This is a genomic window from Gemmata palustris, assembly GCF_017939745.1.
Classification (GTDB): domain Bacteria; phylum Planctomycetota; class Planctomycetia; order Gemmatales; family Gemmataceae; genus Gemmata; species Gemmata palustris.
In genome coordinates this window covers 5,262,568-5,286,561 of the sequence record NZ_JAGKQQ010000001.1, presented here as the reverse complement: position 1 = coordinate 5,286,561, position 23,994 = coordinate 5,262,568, and the positions used below count along the sequence as shown (strand labels likewise).

Below are 23,994 nucleotides of genomic sequence, written 5' to 3'. Positions count from 1 at the left end.
TCGCGACACAAACCTGTGCCACGAAGACTACCGCCCGAGCTGCTACCGCACCCGCGCAGATGAATCTCGGCACGGTGATCCTTCCGCCACAAGGCTCAGGCACGACCTGCACCGACGTCAGGTCTTGCCTAACACCAGATCGACGACCCAGCACCCGCGCACGTGTTCACCCGGTTTGCGGCAGTGGCTGAGGATGTCGAGGTTGTCGCAGCCCGCGTCTTGGAGCGCGTCGGCCAAGATCGGCATCGCGCCGAAGTCGCGCGACTCGTATATTCCACGAGCGAGCGCGAGTGCCGTTTCGGTGCGACACTCGGTAGAAAACGCGAGCGGGCGAAACGGGTTGCCAAAAACGTCTCGAAGCAGCGGACAATGGCGGCGGCGCTCCTCTCGTCCCCCATACGACTGCCGGTGGACGGCAATCGCGGTATTTTCCGATGTGGCGAATGAGTGCGATCTAGCCATCAGAACGGCTCGCGCGGCGGCAATACGAGCACCTCGGAGCGGATCCCCTCGACGCTGCCACAAGTGGCGGATCGCTTCTCGTACCCCGGCCTCTTCGTCATCAAACGACCGAAACGGATCGCGACGCACCTCCCCCGTGTAGATTTCCAACCCACGGAGGAAGTGCAGGCACCGTTCGTCATCAATAAGGTCGCGAACACGATCGACGCACGTAAGGTTGAAGCGAATCCAGCGGAGGGGCGAGTCGCGCCCCAAACCTTTAAGCATTCGGCGCATGTGAATCCGAGAACCACACGTCAGCCACTCCTTTTCCGTCATCGCTACTTTCCTGCCAGCTTCGCTGCGATCATGTCCGGGTCGTACACGCAGCCGCCCCACACACCGCCGCTCGCGTGCTGGAGCGCGGCCCACAAGCGGGTGTCCGCGGGCAGCGCCGGATCCGGGGCGAGGTCGGGGCGCGGGGGGCGCGCCTGGAGTTCCCCGATTCCCCACAACGGACCGTGATTGCCCGTCGCGTCGCCCACGAGGTCGATCGTGCCTTCCAGTTTGTTGCGGTCAATTACGATCTGGATGAGATCGCCGTCGCGCAGTTTGCCGAGGGGCCCGCCCGCGAGCGCTTCGGGCGAGACGTGTCCGATGCACGCGCCCGTCGAAACGCCACTGAACCGCGCATCGGTAATCACTGCGACCTGCTTCCCCCACTTCAAGTGTTTCAACGCAGACGTCACCTGATAGGTCTCTTCCATCCCGCTGCCCATTGGTCCGCGGCAACACAGCACCAACACGTCGCCGGGAACGACCTTGCGCTCGCCTTCGCCCTTAATCGCCTTGATCGCGTCCTTTTCGCGGATGAACACCTTCGCGGGGCCGAGCTTCCGGTAGACGCCGTCCTTGTCCACCACCGAAGGGTCGATCGCGGTCGATTTGATGACACAGCCGTCCGGCGCGAGGTTCCCTGTTGGGAACGTGACCGTGCTCGTCAGCCCGCGCTTGCGGGCCGCGTCCGGCGACATGATGACGGTATCCGGGTCGACTTTGTCGCGTGTGCGGAGCAGCTCGCGCAGCCGCGTTCGGCGCTCGGACTTGGCCCACCAATCGAGGTTGCTGCCGAGCGTTTCACCACTCGCGGTGAGGGCGTCGAGTTCGAGCAGTCCGAGTTCGCGCAGGTGGAGCATGACTTCTGGCACGCCGCCCGCCAGGAACACGCGCATCGTGGGGTGGTTCATCGGGCCGTTCGGGAGCGCGTCAACGAGGCGCGGAACTTTCCGGTTGTAGAACGTCCAGTCTTCGATCGTGGGGCGCTTGATCCCCGCATGGAACGCGATCGCCGGCGTGTGCAGTAGAAGATTGGTGCTCCCTCCGAACGCCGCGAACACCGCGAGGGCGTTTTTGAACGCCGCTTCTGTGAGAATGTGCGGCGTGCGAATACCGCGATTCGTCATGTTGAACAGCGCGCGGGCGGACCGCGTGGCCAGATCGAGCCAGATCGGTTGCCCCGACGGGGCGAGCGCCGAGTGCGGCAAGCTCAGTCCCAGTGCTTCGCCGATGACCTGCGACGTGGCCGCGGTGCCGAGGAACTGGCACCCGCCGCCGGGCGACGCACAGGCGTGGCACCCGGCGTCCGCGGCTTCGCCGATGGTCATTTCGCCGTGGGCGTACCGCGCACCAATCGTCTGCACTTTCCCCGTATCCTCGTGGTCGGCTTCCCCCGCGAGCATCACCCCGCCGGGTACCAGAATCGTGGGGTGATCGTGCTGCGACGCCAGCGCCATCATCATGGCGGGCAGCCCTTTATCACACGTCGCGACGCCCATCACGCCCGCCCGTGTCGGGTGCGAGCGCATGAGCCGGCGCATCACCTGACTCGAATCGTTGCGGTACGGCAGGCTGTCGTACATCCCCGCGGTGCCCTGCGTGCGCCCGTCGCACGGATCGGTGATCGCGCCCGCGAACGGGATGCAGCGCAGCCGGGCGAACTCTTCGGCCGCGGCCTTCACGAGCAACCCGACCTCCCAGTGCCCGGAGTGGAACCCCAGCGCGATCGGCGTGCCGTCTTCGGCCCGGAGCCCGCCGTGCGTGCTGAGAATGGTGAACTCCTTGCCGCCGAGGAGCGCCGGGTTCCAGCCCATCCCGACGTTCTGCGTCCACCCGAACAGGTTCCCGCTCGGGGAGTGGCGGAGGAGCTCATCCGTGAGCGGCAGCGCGCCCTTCGGCCCGCTCCCGGTGGTGACGATTTGGTACGCGGATTCGGGCGTGTCGAGAACATCGGACGGCATCGAAAGCTCCAAAGCCAGCAGTGGCCACGAAAAAGCGCACCGGGCTACAAATGGGGAGACGCGAGCGTTCAGTGTTTCATTATGGGCTTTTTGCGCTTCTTTGGGGCCATTCTCTAGCTTGGCCTTTGAGGTTGGATACCATGTCCCCACCCCATTTCGCTTCCGGAGGACTCATGCGAACTCTCCTCGCTCTCTGTATCACGCTCGTACTGACCGCGGGCGCGTCCGCCCAACCCAAGGCCGGCACCGGGCCGGCGTTCGAGGAAACCAAGTACGGCACCATCCCCGCCCCGAAGGACAACGACAAGAAGGGGCCGACGAACGTCTTTCAGTACACGCTCACGAACAAGAACAACGTGGTGCTGAAGTGCATCGACTACGGCGCGATCATCACCGAGCTGCACGTTCCGGACAAGAACGGCAAGTTCGCCGACGTGGTGCTCGGGTTCGATAACCTTGACGGCTACTTGAAGGGGCACCCGTACTTCGGCACGAACGCCGGGCGCTGCGCGAACCGCATCGCGAACGCGAAGTTCACGCTCGAGGGTAAGGAATACAAGCTGTTCGCGAACGGTGACCCGCACACCCTGCACGGGGGCAAAGAGGGCTTCGACAAGAAGGTGTGGCAGGGCAAAGCGAGCCTGACCGCGACCGGGCCGAGCGTGACGTTCAAGCGCACCAGCCCGGACGGTGAAGAGGGCTACCCCGGCGCGCTGGCGGTTGAGGTGACGTACACGCTCACCGACAACAACGAACTCGTGATCGACTACCGCGCGACCACGAACAAGACGACCGTCTGCAACCTCGCGCACCACAGCTACTTCAACCTCGCCGGGCACAACAGTGGCGACGTCAAGGGCCATGAGGCCACGATCGCCGCGAAGAACTACACCCCGGCCGATGGAACACTCATCCCGACGGGCAAGATCGCCCCGGTCGCGGGCACCGCGTTCGACTTCACGAAGGCCAAGACGATCGGTGCCGATCTGGAAAAGGCCGGCGGGAAGCCGATCGGATTCGACCTGAACTACGTGCTCGACAAGGGCACGTCCGCGCGCCCCGAACTGGCGGCCCGCGTGGTCGAACCGAAGAGCGGGCGCGTGCTGGAAGTGCTTTCCACCGAACCGGGCCTGCAGTTCTACACGGGCAACTTCCTGGACGGCACGAACAAGGGTAAGGGCGGTGCGGAATACAAGCAGTACAACGGGTTCTGCATGGAAGCGCAGAAGTTCCCGGACTCGATCAACCGGCCGGAGTGGAAGGACAAGTCGAACGTGGTCCTGAAGCCGGGCGAGACCTACAAGCAGACGACGATCTACCAGTTTAAATAGTGAGTGGCGACCGTTGACAGCAACACCCCGCGAACTTGCGGGGTGCTGCTGTCGGTCCTCACCCGGTAATAACGTGTGCCAGCTCGCACACCACGAACACGACTGGGCCGCTCTCGCGGGTGCAAACGTTCGAAATGGACTTACGGTTGCTGCCAGCGAGAAGGGAAACCAGCTAGAAAAAGGTGATTTGCTCGGTGAAGGGTTGAGCGTTGAACCAGCGACCTCTTGGTCCCGAAACACGGATCGCGAACGTCGCAATCGTCAGAAAACCGCGGTTTCCCTTAGGGTATTCGAAGTTTACAGACCGCACACTTTGACCGCAAGAGCAGGGTTTTCCGCCTCGTTGCTGCAAGTTGCTGCAAGGGTTCTGAGTCACGCCGTTGGTTGCAACCCGACTTGGCCATTCAGTTACTGAGGACGAAGGGCTGTCGTGGCCTTGTAACGACGGTGTACTGCTTTGTCGTGGGGCTGAAAAGTGCTCCAAGGTCGATCAAACCCGTCCGCGTGCTGTGGACGGAAGGCATCCGTGCGCTTCAGAGTTCCCGGTCGGGTTGCCTTCCGTCTCCCGCCGAGTGCGCATGTCGCGGGGAAATCGTGGAACGAAACTCCGGTCGGGTCGTAAACACGCATTTGCGGAGATGAGGCGAACTGCAATTGAGCTTCTCGGGGCTCGCGGCGAGGCGCAATTGCGCTCCCGCGGTGTGGCGCCGTGGCACTCGGAGCATACCCTGAGGCATGCCGGCGAGCTGTATCGAACCGTGGCGGCATGCTCTTCGGTTACATCCCGCCTGCGACTGGAACGCGTTGATCGTGACGGCGATGGCGACCGGACGCCAATGCACAGGTACGGCGTCGGGGTCGTGAACAGCAGGCTCGTCGAGAGTACGGGCACCGGTGCTCGAATGGCGGCCCATCGCTACAAATCTAATTGACCACTCCGTTCGAGCGCCCCACGAAATTGGAGTCACCGTGAAAGACTCTCGCCGTTACAGCATAGTCGGAATTGCATCGTATACAGTTTTGCATATCTGGTGTGTGGCGATCTTTTTCTTACCCGACCCCGAAACCGGGGTGGTGGTGTGCGCCGCCACATACTTCGTGCGGATGTTCCTGCTGAGCGCGGCGTACCACCGGTACTTCGCGCACCGGAGCTACAACACGTCGCGGCCGGTGCAGTTCTTGCTCGGCCTGTTCGGTCTGCTGACCATGCAGAACGGGCCGCTGTGGTGGGCCGCGACGCACCGCAATCACCACCGCCACGCGGACACGCCGGACGACCTCCACTCGCCGCGGTACCACGGGTTCCTTTACGCCCACTCGCTGTGGTTCCTCGACCGAAAGAACCGAGCCACCGACCTGTCCGCGGTCCCCGACCTAGCGAAGTACCCGGAACTGCGGTGGCTGAATTCGCGCGTGTCTACGAACCTGGCCGTCGCAGCATACGCGGCTGGCCTGTATGCCCTCTTCGGGTGGACCGGGTTCGTATGGGGGTTCTGCGTCAGCACCGTCCTACTTTTACACACGACCCACTGGATCCAGTCGATCAGCCACAGCGCGGGCGGGTACCGGCGGTTCGCCACCCCGGACGAGAGTCGGAACCACTGGGTTCTGGGAGTCGTGTCGCTCGGCGAGTGGCACAATAACCATCACCACTCGCCGGGGTCGGCGCGGCAGGGGTGGGCGTGGTGGGAGCCGGACGTGACGTGGGCGGTACTCCGTGTCCTGTCGTGGTTCCGCTTGGTATGGGATGTCCGCGAGTTCCCGGCCGACCAACTCCACCGGGCGACCGCCGGGGACGCACCCGCCGCGAGGTCCGGTGGGTGACCCGGCCTCACACGCAGGACCTTACAGACGCTGACAAAACCCTGGCATGAGGTTTGCGCCATAGGTGTGTAGCCCGCAGTTGGAGGCTACAGTCATGGCAACCGCTCAGATGCCCGACGAGTTCTTTGAGTTGATTGTCCACCACCTGCCACCCGAGCAACCGGTTGGCCCCTCCGGCGGGCGCCCGAGGGTCGGGAACAAGGTGGCGGTTCGCGTCATCTGGTTCGTGCTGGCGACCGGCAATCGCTGGGAGGATGTCCCCCAGGAACTCGGGTGCTCGGGGCGCACCGCCCACCGTCGGCTCCGGGCCTGGGAGGAGTGCGGGATCTGGGATCGGCTCCATGCCGATCTGCTCCGATTGCTCCGCCGGGCCGACAAGATGGATACCGACGTGGTGATCGTCGACGGGGTGTACGTGCGAGCCTTCGGCGGTGGTGAGGACACCGGCCCCAGCCCCGTGGACCGCCGGAAACTCGGGACCAAGCACACCCTCTTGGTCAGCCGCCAAGGCGTCCCGTTGGCGATCCGCACGGCCGGGGCCAACGCCAGCGACCAACGCCAGATCCTGCCCCTGGTGGTACTCGCCTTCCCGCGGGTCGGGGGCAAGCCGGGGCGACCGAAGGATCTGCCCGACGTGCTGTACGCGGACCGGGGGTACGACAGCGAATCCACCCGGTTGTTGTTGCGGTGGCTCGGGATCGAACCGCGGATCGCCAAGCGGAACACGCCCCACGGGAGCGGGCTGGGCAAGGTTCGCTGGGTGGTCGAGCGCACCATCAGTTGGGTCAAGGGGCTGAGGCGGATGCGCGTCCGATACGACCGGCTCGGGGTTATTCGGGACGCCTTCACAACACTGGCCGCCAGTGTCGTTTGCTTCCGCATCCTCCACGACGGCGTCATCTAAAAAACAAGGGTTTTGTCAGCGTCTGTTACACCTTCCGCGCCTCGTCGAAGATACGGGCCAGTTCGTCATCCGATCGAGCCTTCTTCCGGATCGCCATCAGCGCGGCGACCGGGGATGCGGTGGCCAGGGCTTCCCGAACGACGCGGGGCGTGTCCGCGTCCTGGGAGCCATTGGCGCGGACCACCGCGGCGAGGGCAAACAAGTAGTGGACGGCCATGACTGCCCGGTCCCCGTCGATCACCCGGTCGTCCTCCATACGAATGCTCAGCACCACCCGGCACCACCCCTGTTCGAGCGTCTGGTATTGTTCCGGGGTGAGCCGCTTGTCGCCCTGCTTCGGGTCGAGAAATGCCGCGCACTTCTTGACCACCGCGCTGGTGCCGTCTAGAAACCCACTCCCCGGTGGGGGCTTCGGTAGTGCTGTCCCGCACCGGTCAGCGAACTCCCTCAAGTAGGAGGCGGCGACACTACGGGTCAGCGGGTCGAACGCTTCGGAGGCGGCGTAACCGGCCAGCCCGCCAGGGGCGTCCGCGGTCAGGCCGTTCAGCAAAATCTTGGCACCGAGGTCTTTGTTGGCCGTTTTGGGGTCGGCGCACCTTAGCGCCCGCCTCGCCCAGTTCGCGAGCATGATGATCCGCACGGTTGGGTCGATCTCGGACACCGGGTGCCCGCCTGCGTGTGCCGGCGGCAGCAGCACTTCCAGCAACTCGGGGACGGCTGTGGGCTGGAGCGCCAGGAACGAGTTCCCGATCACCGCCCCGACGTTCCCGAACACGAACCAGTGGTTCCGGTCTCGCGACTCCTTCACGATCTGCCGGACGAGCGTCTGGTCGATGACGACCCCGCGTGTCTGGAGCAACTCCCCCGCGACGGTGAAGATCTGGGTGTTCAGAGCGCGGCTGGCGAGGTCGCCGAACTGCCCCACTCCGATGCACGCGGCCAGGTACCACGCCCGCAAGAAGTCCTCAAACTCCTTGTGATATACCACGTACTCGTCCATCCCCTTCGCGGTGGTGACGGGCCGCAGGATCGTCCGGCTCAGGAGCAGGTCGCGGAGTTGCCGGTCCTTGAGGATGCCGACCCCGCTGGCCAGGAGGGCAGGGACGTGCATGGAGTCGAGTTCGCCCCAGAAGTCGCCGCCCGTTTCGGTCTCGGGCGGGACAGGGAGTGACGGCCGGAGCTTGACGAGCATCCACCAGGCGACCACGGCCAGAGCCGACGTCCAGGCGGACCCGGTGGGCGGGTGCTGTTCGAATTTCTCCGAGTCGCGCAGCCCGCTGTGCCGGTACAACTCGTCCAGCGCACCCCGGAACGTCTCGGTCGGGCTGGTCAGCATCTCCGCGAGCTTGTCGGGAGTCGGGGTCTCGTTAAAGATGCGGGCGAACAACGGAGTCAAGAGCATCCGGCGGACGTTCTCCTCGACCCGATCGAGGAGCGCGCCGACCTTCGGGAAACTGATCTGGCAATCTTCCTCGGACATCTCCCAGAGCGGCGCTGTCGGTTGCCCTTTCCCGAGCAAATCCAGTCCCTCGACCCGCTCACGGGTCGAGGCGGATGGGTCGCCGGGGCCGATGCTGATCCGCGTCGCCGCGACCACCGCTACGTTGGGCGAGTCGGCGAATACGCGGTTCAGTTCCCCGAATGCACTGGCGATGTCCTCGAGCGTCAGGTCGCGGTGCCTGGGCTGGGCCAGGAATTCGTCGATCGAATCCACCACGATCACGCTCCGGAGAGCCGGGTCGCGCAACCGCCGGACGAACCACCCGACCGTGAACGAGTCGCCGTCCGCGTGCAGCGCGTTGGCCTGCTTGCACCACGCCCGCGCGATCCGAAGGAGTAACAGCCGACCAGGGTTCGCTGACCGCACCGACCGGGGCGGACGGACGGAGGCGAATACCGGGTCGCGGAGTTGGAGGAAGAGCGGCAGCCGCCGGTTCCGGTCGTACCAGTTCGCCAGGTACTCCACCCCGTACCTCCGGGCGAGGAGCCGCAGGACTGTGGACTTCCCGACTCCCGGCGGGCCGACGACTTGAACCCGCGTCTGGCTGCGCTCGATGCGGCTCACGGTGTCCGCGAGCAGTCCGGCCTGCGTCGTGACGTCCACCGGTTGACCGATCGGCCGATCGGCGCGGATCAGGCGGTCGCAGATGAGCCGCCGTAGTAGCAACTCGGCTGCGGTCACGCTCCGCCAGTCTCGTAGCCCGCCGAGCCACCCACTCTCGGGAATCGCTCGCTCGCTCGCCTCACTCGACCCGGCCAGTAAGTTGAGCAGCGACGACTGGTCGAACCCTGACGGAACCTTGACCGACGAGTGGTTGCCGGGAAGGCTCTGATAGATCCGTCCGTCCTGGTCCTTCCACACGACCCTCCCGGCGGCGTCAACCTTTCGCACGTCTTGCTTGGGGAGGAGGATCACGCCCGGTTCGTTCGCGATCACATCCCGCACGGCTGGGGCCGGGTACTGCTTATCCGCCAACCCGGTAAGCTGGGCGAGGTGGTCGCGGTGGAGCTTTTTGAGTTCCACGTCGGTGGGCTTTAGCTCCCGGAAAATCTTGTTCCAGCCCCAGACCGGGGCGTTAATCCCGAGCCGCTCATTGAGCTTCAATGCCTCGCGGACCTTCTGGAACTTCCGCAGCACCGGGCCGAGAAGGCTGGTCCCGGCGGCCCCGATGTCGGTCAACCACTTCGCCCCGCCGAAGTGGGGCACGTCGAAGTTGATGATCCCGCGGGTCCGGCCCCAGGGCGTGTGCATGGCGAGTTTCGGGTCGAAGTCTCCGGCGGGGGTGATGACGCGGTCGAGTTGCTCGACGCTGAGGGCAAACCCGTCGGCGAGGAACCGCTTCAGCACGATCCCGCCGTTGCTGTGGGTGATGAAGACGATGTTCCGGTGGGACTGGAAGTGGCTGCTCAGACAGGTGGCGAGTTTCTCCGCCGCGTCGCTTTCGTTCGCCTCCTGGCACCACCGGCTCGGATAGCGGAAGTTCAGGATGTCTAGGTCTACCCCTAGTTGGAGGAGCAGCTGCTGCGGGAAGTCCACGGCGGGACGCCCGCGGAGCCAACTCTGCGGGCGCATCCAGGTGCTCTCATGGGTCGAGAGTACCCCGTGGACGAACACGAGCAGGAACGACTCGACGTAGTTCGGGTGGGTCCGGTCGGCCTCGTGTTTCGTGCCTTGCAAGTGGTCGAGCACCTTCCAGAACCCCGGCGACGGCGACCAGGGTGGGGATTCGTTACTCATGGGCGTACTCCTGCGGCGAGACGGGGAGCCTGGAATCCGGCCAAGTTCTCCCAGAACGGTTTGGATCCGGTGCGTCGGCCGAAGAGGCCTCAGACCTTCTTAACCTCGGGCCGGGCAGTGGGGCACACGTCGCGAACCGACCGGTATCCACCCGCAACCCCGTCCTTCGCCAGCACGATCTGCCACAACTGCGCCCGCTGGCGAGTCCGGAAGTACCCGGCATACGTCAACAGGTAGTACCGCCACGTCCGGTAGAAGTGCGGGTCACACGGCGGGGACTGGACCTTCGCCCATTGCTCGAACCCGGCGTGCCATGCCATCAGGGTGCGGTCGTAGTCGGCACCGAAGTTGTGCCAGTCCTCGACAACGAACCGCCCCGCCGCGGCCTCCACAATGTCCGCCATCGACGGCACGTAACTATTCGGGAAGATGTACCGATCGGTCCACGAGTCGAAGTCGCCGGGGGTCGTCCGGCCCATGGTGTGGAGGAGTGCCAGCCCTCCGGGCGGTAGCACGTGTCGGCACAAGTTGAGGAACTCGCCGTGGTGCCGGCGGCCGACGTGCTCGAACATCCCGACCGAAACGACCCGGTCGAACGGCCCGGCCGCTCGGACTTGAGGGTCGCGGAAGTCACACCCCAGGATTCGCACGTCCAGCCCGGCACAGTGCCGTTGCGCGAACGCCGCCTGCGCCGGGGTGTTCGTCACCCCGACCACCCTGCACCCGACCTCCCCCAGGTACCGGGCCAGTCCGCCCCACCCGCACCCGATGTCCAGCACCCGGTCCCCCGGCCCGAGTTGGAGTTTGGCGGCTATCAAGCTCATCTTGTGCCGCTGGGCGTCGTCCAGGTTCGTCGCCGACCGCCAGTACCCGCACGAGTAGTTCAGAGTCGGGCCGAGCCACGCCCGGAAGAACGCCGGGTCGCGGGCATAGTGAATGTCGGCGACCGTGCCCCGCCCGTTGCCGAACGCCCGCCGCCAGGCCGCGCGGGCGCGGCCGAGGTACCCCGCGAACCGATCGACGGCCCCCGTCGCGACGACCCGCTCGACGAGTTGGTCGAGTCGGGGGCAGTCCCACCACTCGGCCGAATACGCCTCGCCTGCCCCGAGCGCGCCCGATCGCGCGACGCTCCCGAAGAACCGCCCGTCGTGAACCTCAATGTCCCAGGGCCGGTTCCCGCCGACGCAGACATCAGCACGTTCGAGAAGCCTCCGAACCCGTCGCTCAGACCCGAATCGCATGTACGGCTCCTGTCACGGCGCGGCTGCCCGGCACGAACCGTGGGTGAAGCAACTCGCGAGTTCCGATGATTGGTTCCGCGATGGGAGAGTGTGATCTCATCGGGCGAACTTTGCGTGGGCTGCAGGTGACCAAATCCCAGGTCAATACCTTATACCGAGGAGAATTGTGACACTCTAGCAGGAAGTGGAATCGACAACGTGTTTTTCACAGCCGGGCAACGTTCCCGCGCTCGGTAGGTCGGCAGGAGGTCGGAAACACGAGTCGCCGGCCCGGCGTGGAGTTGCTGTCGGCGTTGCAGAATCGCATTGAGTTCCCTCACCAGCACCTGGCAGAACTCGGCAGGTTGGGCGGCGGGGATGGGCTCGTTCACGGGCATCTCGTATAGACGGTGACGTTACTGGTGTCCGCACGAAGGCCGGTGTTCAGGACCGCTCGTGTTGTTTCGGTGGTGGCGGCTGTCGCGCGCCGTCACTTCCCAAGGCCCTTGCGCATCACCTTCATCAACTCTGCCCCCTTCGGCGTGCTCTCGTCGAACGCCTTGCTCGCGGTATCTCGAAGTCCCGTCCGCTCCCACTTCGGGAGGGTCCAGTTCAGCGACGCCACACTGTTCCCGCGGAAGGTTATGGCCTGCACGGGGGGAAGGGTGATCGACTTCTGCTTGGGGTTCGGCGCGGGTGGCGGGTCGCCGACTGTGGGAATCTGAAGCAGCGTGTCGAGCAGGTTGTTGTTCCGTGCGATCATCCCCGTCTTCCGGGCCGCATTCCCGCCCTCCGGTGGGCCGGTCAGGGGGGCGGCGGGGTCGATCAGCGTGGGCCGGAGTTGCGTCCGATCTTTGCGGAAGTCCAGTTCCTCGGCGCTCAGCGGCGACTCCGTCACGTCGTCCCGCATGTACGGCCGGATGTTCACCAGCAGGACGCGGGACGCGTACTCGGTCAGAGGCCGGGGAGTGGGCTTCGTCGGGTCTGCGTCCCACCCGCGGCCGATCCACGCCAGGGCGGTGTCCATCCCGTAGTTGTCGTAGTACCCGGCGTCCACGAGCCGCCGCGGGGGCAGCGTCGGGAGGCTCACGCCCGGTGACAGCCACGGGAACGAAGCGTTCAGTCGCACCGCCGTAGAGAGCTTCAGGCTCCACCCGTGTTCGGGGAACAGCTTGAAGAATTCGAGCGCCCGGTACGGGCGGAGCGGGTCCGTCTTCAGGCTCGTCCGTGTCACTTCGGTCAGGTCCAGGGTGCTGATGACGAGCGGGCGGCCGTCCTCGATCATCATCGGGGTGAACACCATGCTCGGGAGCAGGTGTTCCTGCTCCTGTTGCCGGAGTTCGGCGAACGTCCGCTCGAGCGAGCCGTCCAAGGCGGCCTTATCGTCCGACTTGCTCAAGCTCCGACGCCAGGCCGACTCGAGCCTCGCGCCGCGATCGTCCGCGTAACCGAACGGGCACCCGAGGAGCCGCGGCACATCCTTGAACGCCATAGTCTGGACGATGGGGCTGAGGAAATCGTCGTCCAGTTGCTTCTCGCGGGCGTCGAGTTCGTCGAGCAACTTCTTGCGGAACTCGGCCTTCTTGTCCTTGAGGAGGCCCGAGTGCTGTGCGTACACCTCACCGATCACGGCGCGGTAGTGGGCGGCCCCGAACATCCCGCCGGATGCCCCGGTGATGAGACGCACGTGGCGGTGGAAGTCGGGGCACTTGTGTTCGAGTTCCCGGAGGACGGCGTAGGTGTAGATCGCAGACGTACTCGCCCCGCCCGCCGTGGTCACGATCACCAGCGGCGGTTTCGAGTTCGCGTCGGTCTTCAGCTTGTCCCGCCACTTCCCGAGGATGTCGTCGTTGTCGAGTTGAAGCCGGCCGTTCTTCTCGTCCCTCGCCGTCTTCTGGTAAGCCTCGACGTACCCCGCGTACTTGGCGAGGTCCGGTTTGCCCGTACCGACTCCGTCCGTGAACATCCGGTCGCACGGCTCCCGGCCCGCCGAATCGTTGAGCCGATAGTACGGGGCCAGGGCTTCTAGCCGGTGCTGATACGGGCGGGTGCCACCGACGAAGGCGACTAGCAACGTGGCGGCGATGAGCAGCGGATAGAACTTCCGGTCGGCGTAGAACTTGAGCGCCCCGTACGCGATCCCGAACAGCACGAACAGCAAGCTCAGGCTCATCGCGGCCGGCATCTTGTGCAGCTTCGAGAACGTCGCGAGAACCACGACCGCGGCCAGCAACCCGGCGGAAACCACGCTGCACAGGCGGAGCAGCCACGTTGGGTGCCCAGGGAGCAGCGCGAACGTGTCCTGCGACCGGATCCAGGTGCGGCAGATGTAAAGCGCGATCACGGCGATCGCTACCCCGAACCAGAACCACTTCCCGATACTCCCGTATTGCGGGGGGCTCGCGAAGATCGCCCCGACCAGCACCCCGAGCAGAACCACCAGGACCGTCGTCGCACCGTGCCGTACGATGGTGGCCGAGTTCCGCCCCACCCCCAGCCACCAGGCCAGGCCGATCCACACGAGGAAGGCCGTCACGAGGAGGATGAGGGTGAGCGGAGTGGGGGCGTTCGGGAGAAGGTTGGCCGTGGCCCCGCCCCACGCGAACGAGCCGACGAGTGCGAACCCAAGTACCCCGAACTCGCGAACCGCCCGGGGTCGTTCGCGGAGCCACCCCGGCCGGTTGCTTGGAAGCACGCCCCCGGACAAGGCCCTGAACACCGACCACACCCGCCGCGGCGTGGCGAACACGAGCGTCACCAATGCCAGCGCGATCCCGACCCCCGTGACGAGATAGATCGGCAGGGGCGAGTAGTTCTGCCAGTCCGGGTGCAGCGGGTCGGCCATACTGTACCCGACCGGCACGCAGAAGAAGAACAGCACGAGCGCGAACAACCCGTTCGCCTGCAACCACACCGGCGGGTCGGCGTCGTGTTCCTCGGGCAGACCCGGCTCGTAGGTGGTGGGGGGCGGCGAATCGCCACCCGGCGCGAAGGCGAACACTCTCCTGCCCCTCGCCTCTATCGAGAGTTCGAATTCATACTGGGTTGGCGACAACCTCGTCGGGTTCCGCGGGTGCGGGAGTGCGCGCCCGCTCCCGTCCGTCACCCCGACAAGCTGGTCCAGCGCGGGCGGATCCTCCGCTGGCGGGGCTGCGAACGTCAGCACGAATTTCTCCGTCCCCTGTGGGAGCACCGGGGACACGGATGCCGGCCCTTCCACACCGGGCAGATTGCTCGTGAACGCGACGTAATACCGCTTCTCATCCTTGATCGCCTCCTTGAGTTCGACCTCGTAGGCGTGAGGCACGTTCGGGAGCCGCGACACTCGCTCGACTGCTACCATCCCGCCACCGTCCTCCGGCCAAATGCCGGCGATGTTCTCCTTGTGGAAGGCAGCCGGCGGTGTCGTGAAGAACACGGTGAACGTCATCTGGTGCCTGCGCAACGTCCGCGTGACCGCGGCGGGGAGCACCACCGGCGGCAGGCATGCTTTCACCGTGAACTGGTACAATCCCTCCGCACCGACTTCTTGTTTGAAGATGATCTTGAACTGTGTGCCGGAAATCCTCTCGACGTCGTCGATCTCGGTGAACGGCTCCCCTTTCCAGTTCGACAACGACACGAGTTTGTCGGGGCCGAACTCGGCTTCCTTGGACGGGGCTTCCTCGGCGAACGTCACCACGATGGCTTTCGTCCCCCGGAACAGGTAAACGTCGAATTGCTGGTCCGGTGAGTTGACGGACACTGCCACGACCAAGCCCCAGAAACCTACGAGGCCCGCGACCAACCCCAGGCCGAACAAATACCGCACGCCGATGCCCTCGGCGGGAAGGGTGTCCGGCAGCGTCACGAACAACCCGAGGGAACTGGCCGGCAGCAGGGGCAGCATCGACAGGAGGATGAACGGGAGGACGAGGAGTAAGCACAACCCCGCCCGATCCCGCACGACCTCCGGGTCGCGCCGCGCCCGGATCAGGTAGCCGAGGTACGCCAGGGTCGCGAACAGCAGTGCCACCCCGACCCCGTTCAGGAAGACCTCGAGCTCCGGCCAGCGGACCGACGGCCACCACACGACGTGAAACAATCCCAATTCGAGATCGACGACCCCGAGGGTAATGAGCAGCATGACCAAGGACAGGAGCGTAAGAAACGGGGCCTCGATGAAGAAAATCGAGGCCGCAGTGGGCAATAGGGCTTTCGTCTTTGTCCACATCCCACGGATCCTCCGATTTACTTGAACAACCCAGGGTATTATTGGCCATAGTTAATGCAAGTCAAAAAATTAGCCTAGCGTTGTTGACCATGGCGGAATCCGTTAAGATAAATGAGTATGGTAGACTCTGATCAGCGAGACATCAACGAAATAATAGAGTCGCTGCGAAATCGCCAGTAGTGGCCCAGCCGCAGGGATGATCGCAGGGTGAGCGAATGGCGGATGCTACCCAAATCTGCCGCATCGACAATTGGCATATTGTATATTATTATTATATAATTATCAATTAATTATTAACAATTATTTATAATATGTAAATAATTGTGATTATTATCTCTGCCTTTCAGGAAGTGGTTAACAGTACAGCGCCGGTTTCCGTTGAGAGAGATCGTCATACGTCCTCAGTCCAGGCGTCGATCATGGCCTGCAAGTCCTCGATGAGCCACGCCACGTAGCTTGGAGCCATCTCGTTGAATGGTGTCTCGCGGAACGGCATGTGGTAGACCACTGGGTGCTCACCGTCCGGCGTGGTGCGGCTGAAGTCCAGGCACTTGAAGCCGTCCTCGTCCGGCTGCACGACCAAGTAATGGGTCGGGAGTTGGCACCAATTTCGGGCGTACAGGGTATCGGTCCATGCCCACCCCCGGCAGGCGTCGGTCCTGCCCCGGATGATCCCCGAGTACGACGAGTCGATAATGCTGAACCCACCGAACTGCGCCAAGAACGCCCGATAGCTCGGTGGCATCGGGCATCCGAACGCGGCCTCCAGTTGACCGATCGGCTCCTCGCTGGCTGGCCCGTAGACGTGTACCTCCGGTTCCAACTCCTGCATCCGAGCGAGCAGGCTCGCGACGTCCTCCATATGTCCCTCACCTCCGCCGAGTCACCGGCTCAGACGACCCGCCTATGCCGCTGCTTCTTGTGGGACTTGGCGGCTCGGGCGTTGCGCGTCTGGTGGTAGCAGATGACGTTGCTGGTGTGTCGTACGTCGGGCACGCCCCGCCGCCGACGGAACATGACCGCGCACCGCTGGTTCAGCGCCCGGCACACCTGTTCCGCCGTAACCTCGGGGTTTTTCCCCCCGCAGCCGCTCCGTGCAGGTGGCGACGAACCCCAGGACGAGCAGGGCCAGGGTCAGGTGCCGAACCAACCCGGTGTAGTCCCGGCCCTCGTAGTCCAGGAGCCCGGCTTCTTGCTTGCCCAGGCGGAACCCGTGCTCCACGGTCCACCGGCGGAACGCCACAGCCAGGACGCGCGCCACAGATGCCGTCGTCGCGTTGGTCAGGAAGTACTTGGTCTCTCCGGTCGCTTCGTTTATTGTCGCGACCAATGTGTGCTCTCGGTCGGCGACCCACACGGACGCGGTCACCGCCCGCCAGAACGACGCGCGCACGGTTCGGTGGGCGATGCGATGCCGCTTGCCGTTCCGGGCGAGCGCCTCGGTCAACCGGGCGTCCGCTCGGCGGGCCGGATCGCCGGCCTTGTCTCGAACAGCGAAGCTCACCGGCACCTCGGCCACGAACTGTTGATTCACCAGGCTCAGGAACCGGAGGAACGGGACCGCGGCGCCGTACCCCTCGTCGAACGTCAGCCAGTCGAACGCTACCCCGTTACCGGTCGCGCGGAGCCACTGGTCCACCGCCAGCCGCCACTTGGTCTGGTGCCCGACATCATCGGGGATGCCCGCCTGTTCACACCGATCCCGATCCGCGTCCCACGACTCGGGGACGAACAGGTCGGCGTCCAGCAGGGCCTGGAACGTTCCTTTCGTGACTCCGATGTGGACCGTCACGATGCCATTATCGACCTTGCCCACGCACCCCAGGTACTGGCGCTGGACACCCGGCGTGTGGTCGCCCCACTTGCGGCAACTGGTCTCGTCGATCACCCCGACCGTGCCCATAGGTTCGGTCGGCAGGTCCGCAATGACCGCCCCGATGTGCTTCTGGAGGTTGTCGCGGGCGGCGCCATGGTCCCACCGGGCGGTGGCCAGGAACGCCTGAAGGGTCCGCACCGCGGTCCCCGCGGCCAAGGCGATCGGTTCAACACTCTTGCGGGGCAGGTCGGACAGGAGCCCGCGGCAATAGGCGTTGAAGTGCTCGGCCGTTCGCTCTTGGCCGAAATGCCCTCGGAACCGTCGAAGGTACGCAGCGAACGCCGGGCCGAGCGCGACGATCTCCTGCTCGGTCATCGGTAGTCCTCCCCGATGATTAACTTACGGAACGCCGCAAAACCTGCGCTGTACTGTTAATGGTTGAGGATGTTGGCCACTGCCCGTATCGCGAACCCGGAATCGATTGCTGATGGCGGAGTAAAAGCGCAGCGCTCGGCGGAGTAAACGTGCAGCGCTGGATTGGGATGACAGTTTATTCGAGGATCCGTCTGGGAGTAGGGCGACGGAAGTCGATCCACGATGTGAAGGGCCGGTGGGGTTCGTCCGGCCTCGTCTGCTCTCAACGGTTTGGCCCCGCCTCGTCCTTCACACGGGCTGAGGACGAGGCGGGGCCAAACCGTTGGGTCACTTGCCCGACCGTGACCGCCGCCACCTCACCCGGACGGCACCCGGTCTCCTGCATCGCGAACACGAACTGGCGGAACGATTCGTCGGGGATCGCGTCGAGAATCTGCTGACGCTCCTCGGGGGCCAGAATCCGCTGTCGCTTCCCGCCCCGGGGCTTCTTCACCCCGCGGATCGGGTTGGCGGTGATGTACCCCTGCTCCTCGGCCCAATTGAACGCCCGCTTCAGAACCCCGATGGCGTGGCGCCGGGAGTTCTTCCAGTCGGGGTGCGCGTCGAGCCATTTGGTGACGTGGTACGACTTCACATCGGCCGTCATCAGGCGCCCGAAGCGGTCGCAAAAGCTCTGGAGGTAATACCGGTGCCACTCGAACGTATCCGGTTTGTGCGCCCGCCGGCTGGCATCGAGGAAGAAATCACAGACAGTTGCGACGGACTGATTTGCTGTGGCTGGGTTGACTTGGCCCTCGTCGGCGACGAGGGGACAGAAGGTGCGGTACGCCTCCCGTTCGTTTTCTTTCCCTTTGACGAGTTTGACCTGCTTGCGCTTGCTGCCGACGGAAATTTGGGCGTACCACCACCCGTCGAACGCGCGAATGAAAGGCTTACGAGGCATGAAATGCCCTCCGGCTACCCAGGAACGCGGGTTTCCGAAAGTTCATGCCTCGGGTTGCTGCAACTTTTGCTGCAAGTCACAGGCACTTGCAGCAGAAAAACCAGTCGGGTTGATAGGATTTGAACCTACGACCTCTTGGTCCCGAAGCAACCCGACCCGTCGCGCCGATCTACCTGAATCGCCTTAGAATTGAAGCAGTTTACCACACAGTGGGCACCGAAGCAAGGCGCGCAAATCAGCGCAATTCGGAGCATGTTTTCGCAGTACCGCACGACGAAAGCCAGTACAGATCCAGTACAACCCAATACACGACCACGAGGCGAAGTCTCCCAGAGATGACGACCGCACTCGCCATGCACGCATGCTTGACAGGGCGTGTCCGTAGGTGGCCAGTAAACACGAGGTCGGCATGAATTCGCCCACGACGAAGCCACTACCGTTTCTTCTCGGTCAACGACTGTCAGAGCTCGACACCGAAACGCATCCCGAGGATCGCCAGCGAGCCGTCTGCGGTGCCCCAACAGAAAGTTGGTGGGGTGCTATTACGCGTCGTGCAGTTCTCGACCGATCGGCAGGTGCCGATCCACCCCTGCGGGTCGCACTCGTCTGCGATGCGGGGCTGGGGAAGACGACCAACCTCCAGTGGGTCGAAGCTCACCTTGGCGTGAGCAGAGGATCGAGCCAACTCCCCGTCCTTATCCGTCTCGATACTCCCGGCGGCCTAGATCTGCTTGAACGAGAGTACGACGCTCCGGGGGCGATCCTGGACTACATCTCGTCCGCGATAAGCCGGTCTGTCGGCGGCCACCCCCCCGCCGCGTACCGGCGGGAAGTCGAACGGCTTCAGGCAGCGAGCCGGGTCACGTTATTAATTGATGGGCTCGATCACGCCTTCTCCCGTCCTGGAATTCCATCCGTGCTGGATGCGCTGCTCAAGTCCGCTGGGTGGCGTGGCTGCCCAGTGTGGGTGGCTGGTCGGCCGCACGCATTCGACACCTCCTGGGAACTGTTTGGGTCACCAGAGTGGAGATTCCTGCGCGTCGAGCCGCTGGACCCAGCGGACATTCGGACTTACCTAACTCTGCAGGCCGGCGGCGACTGGTACCACGCTATTCCCTCTGGGGGGCGCGGGCTGCTCACCGTTCCGCGTCAGCTTCGGCTGGTGGCTGGGCTGCTCCAGAGGGCGGTAGACACAGCCCGGTCGAAGGAGCGGGAGCCGCTGGAGGCCATCCTCGAGCTTGGGCTGCAGACGGCAGCCGATGTGTACACGTTAGCTTACTTTGAACCGGGCGAGTACGTGGATCCCAAGGCACTCGTGCCAGGTGCCGACGACCGGACGAACCGCCGGGGATTGATCGCATCAGGGCTGGTCGGAGCGGCCGAGCGAATCGGGCTACGTGACGGGGAAAAGCCGGGCCGCGGGAATTACCAGGCCCGGGTCCGCCGGGTGGCCGCGCTGCTGGGGGCGATCGCGTTTGAGATGTTCTGTGCCAAATCGCACGACGGACCGCCGGCACCGAACACGGTGGGAGTCACGGAGGTGGAACTGCCACATTTCCAGGAGGCGGTTGGCAGGCGGCTCGTCACAGCGGGACTGGGGTCGCGGGCAGATTACCAGAATGACTTCGACCTCCTGATGCAGATGAACACCCATGCACTCGACTTCCTGCTGTTCCGCGAAGTCGGAAATAAGGGGATCATTTGGCACGACCGCACGGTGCAGGCTTTCTTCGCCGCATACTGGGCTGTGAATTTCGCGACCGTGGGAGACCGCAAACAGATGGAGCGATGGGTCGTCGGGGACGAGGGGGAGCGACTGAGCGACTTCGACGAGTTCTGGACCTTCGTGGCGGAGTTGCCGGACGCGGTCGTGGATAGGGACACCTGGCACGCCACCCTTGCACCGTGTTACACGCCCCCACAGAAGGTCACGGGTAAGCACGAGTGGGTACAGTGGCACCGCCGGATGATCTACCTCAGCTTCCGGCATATGCGTAACCGGTTTCCCGCCGTAATCGATCGGTGGCGGGAATCGTTCGAGGCCCTATCGCGGGCCTCGAAAAGCGAGCAGCGGATTCACCGCGAGATCGAACATGGGTTCCGGGACATACCCGCTGGCGTGTGCCCTTCCGCCGCGGGCCCGCGAGTGAAAGCCGTCGGGGAGAGACGCGTTAGGGCATTTCAGATACATCAGTACGCGGTGACGAACGAGATGTACGAGACCTTCGACCCAGAACACCGGGCGATGCGGTGGGGGGAGCTGGACGAGTGGGGCTGCTTCACCCGTCTGAAGCATGCCCTGGCGTTGAGGGGAAAGAACCTCGATGACCGCTGCCCGGTGGTCAATGTCACTTGGTACGATTCCTGGTGTTTTGCCGCATGGTGCGGGTACCGCCTCCCGATGGAACTGGAGTGGGAGTACGCCTGCCGGGCTGGGTCGACCGACCTGTGGTGCTGCGGAAACGACCCCCGCACGCTGCGAGACTACGCGTGGTTTGGCGAGTCCCACAGCGGCTCGACACACCCGGTGGGTGGGCTCAAAGCCAATATGTATGGCCTGTACGACATGCATGGTAATGTTTACGAATGGTGCGACACGGCTTCGCCTCAGTCACGAGTTCGCGTGTGCCGCGGGGGGTGCTGGAACGACCTTCCGAGGGACACCCGGTCGGCTGGCCGGAACAAGGACGAAGCTTCCGGAGCGTACATGACAATTGGGTTCCGGCTGGCCGCGGATCAGATCGCCAATCAACAGGGAGAATGATCTGCTCCGCCCTAGTAAGGGCTCGATGCTGACTGTCTGCGAATCCGACCGATGTCGTACCCTGGCGGGATGAACAAGCCACGGATGTTCGTCCGCCCCCCTGACTGCCGGGAGCAACAGGCTCGAGAGAAGGGCCGGAAGTCGGCCAAGCCTACTCGTACCGCCGGCTACCGCACTTACTCAGGCGGCGAGGGAGACGCCCGGCAGGCCGATCTGGCGGACGAACCGAACCCCAAGAGCAGGTCGGGCCGGAACTTGACCTCGACCAGTTCGTCCAGCACCCGGTCCCACAACTCATCCTTGTCGCTCGCTGCCTGGTCGGCCACCCACAGCGGTTGACCGACCAGGAGACCGGCACGGCGGTCGGATTTCAGACTACGAGTCATCTCGGAAGTCGGGGTGAGTTTCGACTTCGATCCACTTTCCACGGGGGCGGCCGTGTTCATCACACAGAGGGTTTCCAGACTCGTCACGCCCCCCGCGCCATGCCACGTCGATCGTCCGCTTGTACGCTGCCATAGCCTCTTCCAGCGTCTGCCGCGGGTCGCGGGGTGAGTAATCGTTTTCCGTGCCGCCCCAATCACGGTGGTAGATGCGGGTCGGAGTCTGTTTCGTTTTTCCCGCCCGCACCAACGTGTCGAAGCGGGTGGCGAGTGTCAAATAGAGTTCGTCCATCTCGGGTGGAAAGATGGCCGGTGCGGCCTCCAGTGCGTCGAACAGCTCGCGGCTGAACCCCCCGTGGCGATGCTCCTCGTAGGGGATTGCGAACTGCCCATCGCTCGCGGCGCACAGCGTGTACTGTAACTGCCCTGCGACGACCTCCCCTTTCGCCCACTGCTCGGTAGGCACTAACGCGGGCTCGCCGGCGCGGGCAACGATGTTGGCGCATGCGTCCACAAGTACGACTTGTCTGGTGAAAGGCAGGTACTCCTCACAACGTAGTTTCAGGAGGAGGTCCATAAGATCCAAGTTCCGGAGGTTTCGAGGCTTTGCGTTCGAGTAGAAGAGCCGTCGTCGCCCGTCCGGTGCAAGAAACCCGTGGCCCGACCAATAAACGAATAACAACTCCCCCGCTCGCAACGGTAGTTCTGTGGAAAACGTGTCTTCGATCGCATGCTCGGCCGCATCGGCGTCACGTCGGATTCGGGAACCATGTTATCGTCAATCGGAGCGAGATAGAGGCGAATGTTTTCGGCCGGAACCCCGCGGTCGCGGAGGAGTTTCGTGAAGCGGCGTGCGGCGGTCGAAGGGCCGGGGACATTCCAAGACGGTTCCTCGTCGTACTTCTCGATCCCGACAACGACCGCGTAGACCTTCTTTGGATCAACTTGGGCGGACATTACGGAACTCCTGTGGCGGCTCGCCAGTGCTCGGCCACGACCTTCCACGTCCGGGGGTTTGACCAGTATGCACTGTGGGCTTCCGGGAACGGCTGCCGGTTGTAGACCTCCTCGTCCTTGACCCGACCATGGAAGACGCCCTCTCCAACGTAGGCAAGGAGGTCTTTCGGATCATAGACGTTCACCCACTTTGGGAAGAACTCCGGTAACGACTGACCGTGCCGCAGGCCCGCCAGTGCGTCGATCTCGTACAGAAACGGCGCCTGCGAACCCACTGTGGCGAGGAGTTTCACGTTTGGAAAGGGTTCCGTCGCGAGTAACTCGAATGACGCTATACCCCCTAGGCTGTGAGCAAGGATGATAGTATCATCCTGGATTTCGTTGAGCCGTGCGCGGATGTACGCGTGGAACTCGCCGCCGCGGGCCTGATACCTCAGTACGTCGCCCGCTGCCGGGAACGTCGCATTGGTCAGAGCCCCGCGCTTCCTTTGGATCGGGTACGAGGCAACTTTCGCGGCCAGCCCGAGCAGTTGCGTTCCGACCCACGCGCCAAGCCCGAGGTGGCCGGGGGCGAGGAGGTCGGCCAGTGCTTTGACGGCTAAGTCTCGCGCCTCCGCGTTCAAGCAGCCCGCATCCTCTTCGCGGTCGCGACTGTCGGCGACCATCCGGGCGATGATCGCACGCGCTAGCGCGGTTCTCTGTGGTTCCAGCGTTGCCTGGACCTTTGCTAGGCACTCACGGCACGCCCCCGCATCCAGGATGGCCGTGCGCGCCGTGGAGAACTCGAGTTCTCCAAAGCCGAGATCGACCAGCGCCGCGGCTAGATCCGGGTGTTCCTCAGGGTCGACCTTTCGGCATGCGTCGGCGAGATCTGCTCCGGGCGACTGCCTGTTAGGCATGAACCCGGAGGATGCGGCACTCCCCGTCGCGATCGCCCGCAGTTCGAATAACGGGTCCTGGTAAAGGAGGACCCAGAGTGCAAGTTCGCGGTCATCGTTGGAAACCGCATCCACGGCCAGCGTCCGCCGATAGTTCGGGACGGACGCACCGTCTGATCGCAGCTTCGCCCCGCACTCCTCGCCCCAAAGGCAGGTGGCGACCCGGACCCCCGGTAGCCACGCCGCGACTTGCTTCTCGACGAACGCGAGTGATCGGGCGTACGTGTTCTTCCGGACTCCGGTACCGTGGACGAAGAGAAGTGTTGCCACAATAGCTCCCTATTCAGCTCAGTCCCGGCCTACGATCACAACGTGTCTGATGTTATCTGCGAACTTCCGACTAAGTGACT

Annotated in this window: 16 protein-coding genes; 4 read left to right on the top strand and 12 right to left on the bottom strand. The window is 64.1% G+C overall.

What is annotated here, in order from left to right; all coding sequences use genetic code 11:
- Positions 1-117: 117 nt before the first annotated feature.
- Positions 118-462 carry a hypothetical protein gene (locus J8F10_RS21670; protein WP_246523483.1) on the bottom strand — a complete coding sequence of 115 codons (345 nt, stop codon included), beginning with the start codon at positions 460-462 and terminating at the stop codon, positions 118-120.
- 320 nt (positions 463-782) lie between these two features.
- Positions 783-2,738, bottom strand: a complete 1,956-nt coding sequence (locus J8F10_RS21665) for a YjhG/YagF family D-xylonate dehydratase (protein WP_210657341.1) — start codon at positions 2,736-2,738, stop codon at positions 783-785.
- A gap of 173 nt (positions 2,739-2,911) precedes the next feature.
- Here J8F10_RS21665 and J8F10_RS21660 point away from each other — a divergent pair, with 173 nt between their 5' ends.
- The 3 genes from J8F10_RS21660 (at position 2,912) to J8F10_RS21650 (ending at position 6,797) form a co-directional block, all read left to right on the top strand.
- Entirely contained in the window at positions 2,912-4,069 is a 1,158-nt protein-coding gene (locus tag J8F10_RS21660) for an aldose epimerase family protein (protein WP_210657339.1), read from the top strand.
- A 1,035-nt stretch (positions 4,070-5,104) separates the two neighbouring features.
- Positions 5,105-5,893 (top strand): acyl-CoA desaturase, encoded by a 789-nt coding sequence (locus J8F10_RS21655; protein ID WP_210657337.1) that lies wholly within the window; start codon positions 5,105-5,107, stop codon positions 5,891-5,893.
- A gap of 94 nt (positions 5,894-5,987) precedes the next feature.
- Positions 5,988-6,797, top strand: coding sequence for an IS5 family transposase (locus tag J8F10_RS21650; RefSeq protein WP_210657335.1), 810 nt, complete (start codon positions 5,988-5,990; stop codon positions 6,795-6,797).
- Positions 6,798-6,822: 25 nt separating this feature from the next.
- On the opposite strand, the gene J8F10_RS21645 is transcribed toward J8F10_RS21650, so the two are convergent.
- From J8F10_RS21645 to J8F10_RS21620, 6 genes are all read right to left on the bottom strand, one after another.
- A complete protein-coding gene (locus J8F10_RS21645) occupies positions 6,823-10,035 on the bottom strand; it encodes an ATP-binding protein (protein WP_210657333.1) in 3,213 nt (1,070 codons plus the stop codon).
- Between the two features lie 89 nt (positions 10,036-10,124).
- A complete protein-coding gene (cfa, locus tag J8F10_RS21640; protein WP_210657331.1) occupies positions 10,125-11,276 on the bottom strand; it encodes a cyclopropane fatty acyl phospholipid synthase in 1,152 nt (383 codons plus the stop codon).
- Between the two features lie 469 nt (positions 11,277-11,745).
- On the bottom strand, positions 11,746-15,468 hold the full coding sequence (locus tag J8F10_RS21635; protein ID WP_210657329.1) for a hypothetical protein: 3,723 nt from the start codon (positions 15,466-15,468) through the stop codon (positions 11,746-11,748).
- A 391-nt stretch (positions 15,469-15,859) separates the two neighbouring features.
- On the bottom strand, positions 15,860-16,330 hold the full coding sequence (locus J8F10_RS21630) for an SMI1/KNR4 family protein (RefSeq protein WP_210657328.1): 471 nt from the start codon (positions 16,328-16,330) through the stop codon (positions 15,860-15,862).
- Between the two features lie 42 nt (positions 16,331-16,372).
- A complete protein-coding gene (locus tag J8F10_RS21625; RefSeq protein WP_210657325.1) occupies positions 16,373-17,659 on the bottom strand; it encodes an IS701 family transposase in 1,287 nt (428 codons plus the stop codon).
- Between the two features lie 262 nt (positions 17,660-17,921).
- On the bottom strand, positions 17,922-18,602 hold the full coding sequence (locus J8F10_RS21620; RefSeq protein ID WP_210657323.1) for a tyrosine-type recombinase/integrase: 681 nt from the start codon (positions 18,600-18,602) through the stop codon (positions 17,922-17,924).
- 409 nt (positions 18,603-19,011) lie between these two features.
- Between J8F10_RS21620 and J8F10_RS21615 the strand changes: the two genes are divergently transcribed.
- Complete coding sequence (locus tag J8F10_RS21615) at positions 19,012-21,366, top strand: SUMF1/EgtB/PvdO family nonheme iron enzyme (RefSeq protein WP_210657321.1); 2,355 nt, start codon at positions 19,012-19,014, stop codon at positions 21,364-21,366.
- 176 nt (positions 21,367-21,542) lie between these two features.
- On the opposite strand, the gene J8F10_RS21610 is transcribed toward J8F10_RS21615, so the two are convergent.
- The 4 genes from J8F10_RS21610 to J8F10_RS21595 are packed head-to-tail and all read right to left on the bottom strand — an operon-like array spanning position 21,543 to position 23,914.
- The gene (locus tag J8F10_RS21610) at positions 21,543-21,752 is read right to left on the bottom strand and encodes a hypothetical protein (RefSeq protein WP_210657319.1); all 210 of its coding nucleotides are present in this window, start codon (positions 21,750-21,752) and stop codon (positions 21,543-21,545) included.
- On the bottom strand, positions 21,742-22,326 hold the full coding sequence (locus J8F10_RS21605) for a hypothetical protein (protein WP_210657317.1): 585 nt from the start codon (positions 22,324-22,326) through the stop codon (positions 21,742-21,744). Before J8F10_RS21605 ends, J8F10_RS21610 begins: the two co-directional genes overlap by 11 nt.
- Entirely contained in the window at positions 22,311-22,706 is a 396-nt protein-coding gene (locus J8F10_RS21600; RefSeq protein WP_210657315.1) for a hypothetical protein, read from the bottom strand. The genes J8F10_RS21605 and J8F10_RS21600 overlap by 16 nt, the downstream gene beginning before the upstream one ends.
- Positions 22,706-23,914: a hypothetical protein gene (locus J8F10_RS21595; RefSeq protein WP_210657313.1), complete on the bottom strand. Its 1,209-nt coding sequence runs from the start codon at positions 23,912-23,914 to the stop codon at positions 22,706-22,708. The genes J8F10_RS21600 and J8F10_RS21595 overlap by 1 nt, the downstream gene beginning before the upstream one ends.
- Positions 23,915-23,994: the final 80 nt, after the last annotated feature.

What these genes read in the sequence shown, in the direction of transcription:
- J8F10_RS21660 (WP_210657339.1), top strand. Translation starts at nt 2,912, where the DNA reads ATGCGAACTCTCCTCGCTCTCTGTATCACGCTCGTACTGACCGCGGGC.
- J8F10_RS21635 (WP_210657329.1), bottom strand. Translation starts at nt 15,468, where the DNA reads ATGTGGACAAAGACGAAAGCCCTATTGCCCACTGCGGCCTCGATTTTC.
- J8F10_RS21625 (WP_210657325.1), bottom strand. Translation starts at nt 17,659, where the DNA reads ATGACCGAGCAGGAGATCGTCGCGCTCGGCCCGGCGTTCGCTGCGTAC.
- J8F10_RS21630 (WP_210657328.1), bottom strand. Translation starts at nt 16,330, where the DNA reads ATGGAGGACGTCGCGAGCCTGCTCGCTCGGATGCAGGAGTTGGAACCG.
- J8F10_RS21670 (WP_246523483.1), bottom strand. Translation starts at nt 462, where the DNA reads ATGGCTAGATCGCACTCATTCGCCACATCGGAAAATACCGCGATTGCC.
- J8F10_RS21605 (WP_210657317.1), bottom strand. Translation starts at nt 22,326, where the DNA reads ATGGACCTCCTCCTGAAACTACGTTGTGAGGAGTACCTGCCTTTCACC.
- J8F10_RS21650 (WP_210657335.1), top strand. Translation starts at nt 5,988, where the DNA reads ATGGCAACCGCTCAGATGCCCGACGAGTTCTTTGAGTTGATTGTCCAC.
- J8F10_RS21665 (WP_210657341.1), bottom strand. Translation starts at nt 2,738, where the DNA reads ATGCCGTCCGATGTTCTCGACACGCCCGAATCCGCGTACCAAATCGTC.
- J8F10_RS21610 (WP_210657319.1), bottom strand. Translation starts at nt 21,752, where the DNA reads ATGACTCGTAGTCTGAAATCCGACCGCCGTGCCGGTCTCCTGGTCGGT.
- J8F10_RS21645 (WP_210657333.1), bottom strand. Translation starts at nt 10,035, where the DNA reads ATGAGTAACGAATCCCCACCCTGGTCGCCGTCGCCGGGGTTCTGGAAG.
- J8F10_RS21600 (WP_210657315.1), bottom strand. Translation starts at nt 22,706, where the DNA reads ATGTCCGCCCAAGTTGATCCAAAGAAGGTCTACGCGGTCGTTGTCGGG.
- J8F10_RS21615 (WP_210657321.1), top strand. Translation starts at nt 19,012, where the DNA reads ATGAATTCGCCCACGACGAAGCCACTACCGTTTCTTCTCGGTCAACGA.
- J8F10_RS21620 (WP_210657323.1), bottom strand. Translation starts at nt 18,602, where the DNA reads ATGCCTCGTAAGCCTTTCATTCGCGCGTTCGACGGGTGGTGGTACGCC.
- cfa (WP_210657331.1), bottom strand. Translation starts at nt 11,276, where the DNA reads ATGCGATTCGGGTCTGAGCGACGGGTTCGGAGGCTTCTCGAACGTGCT.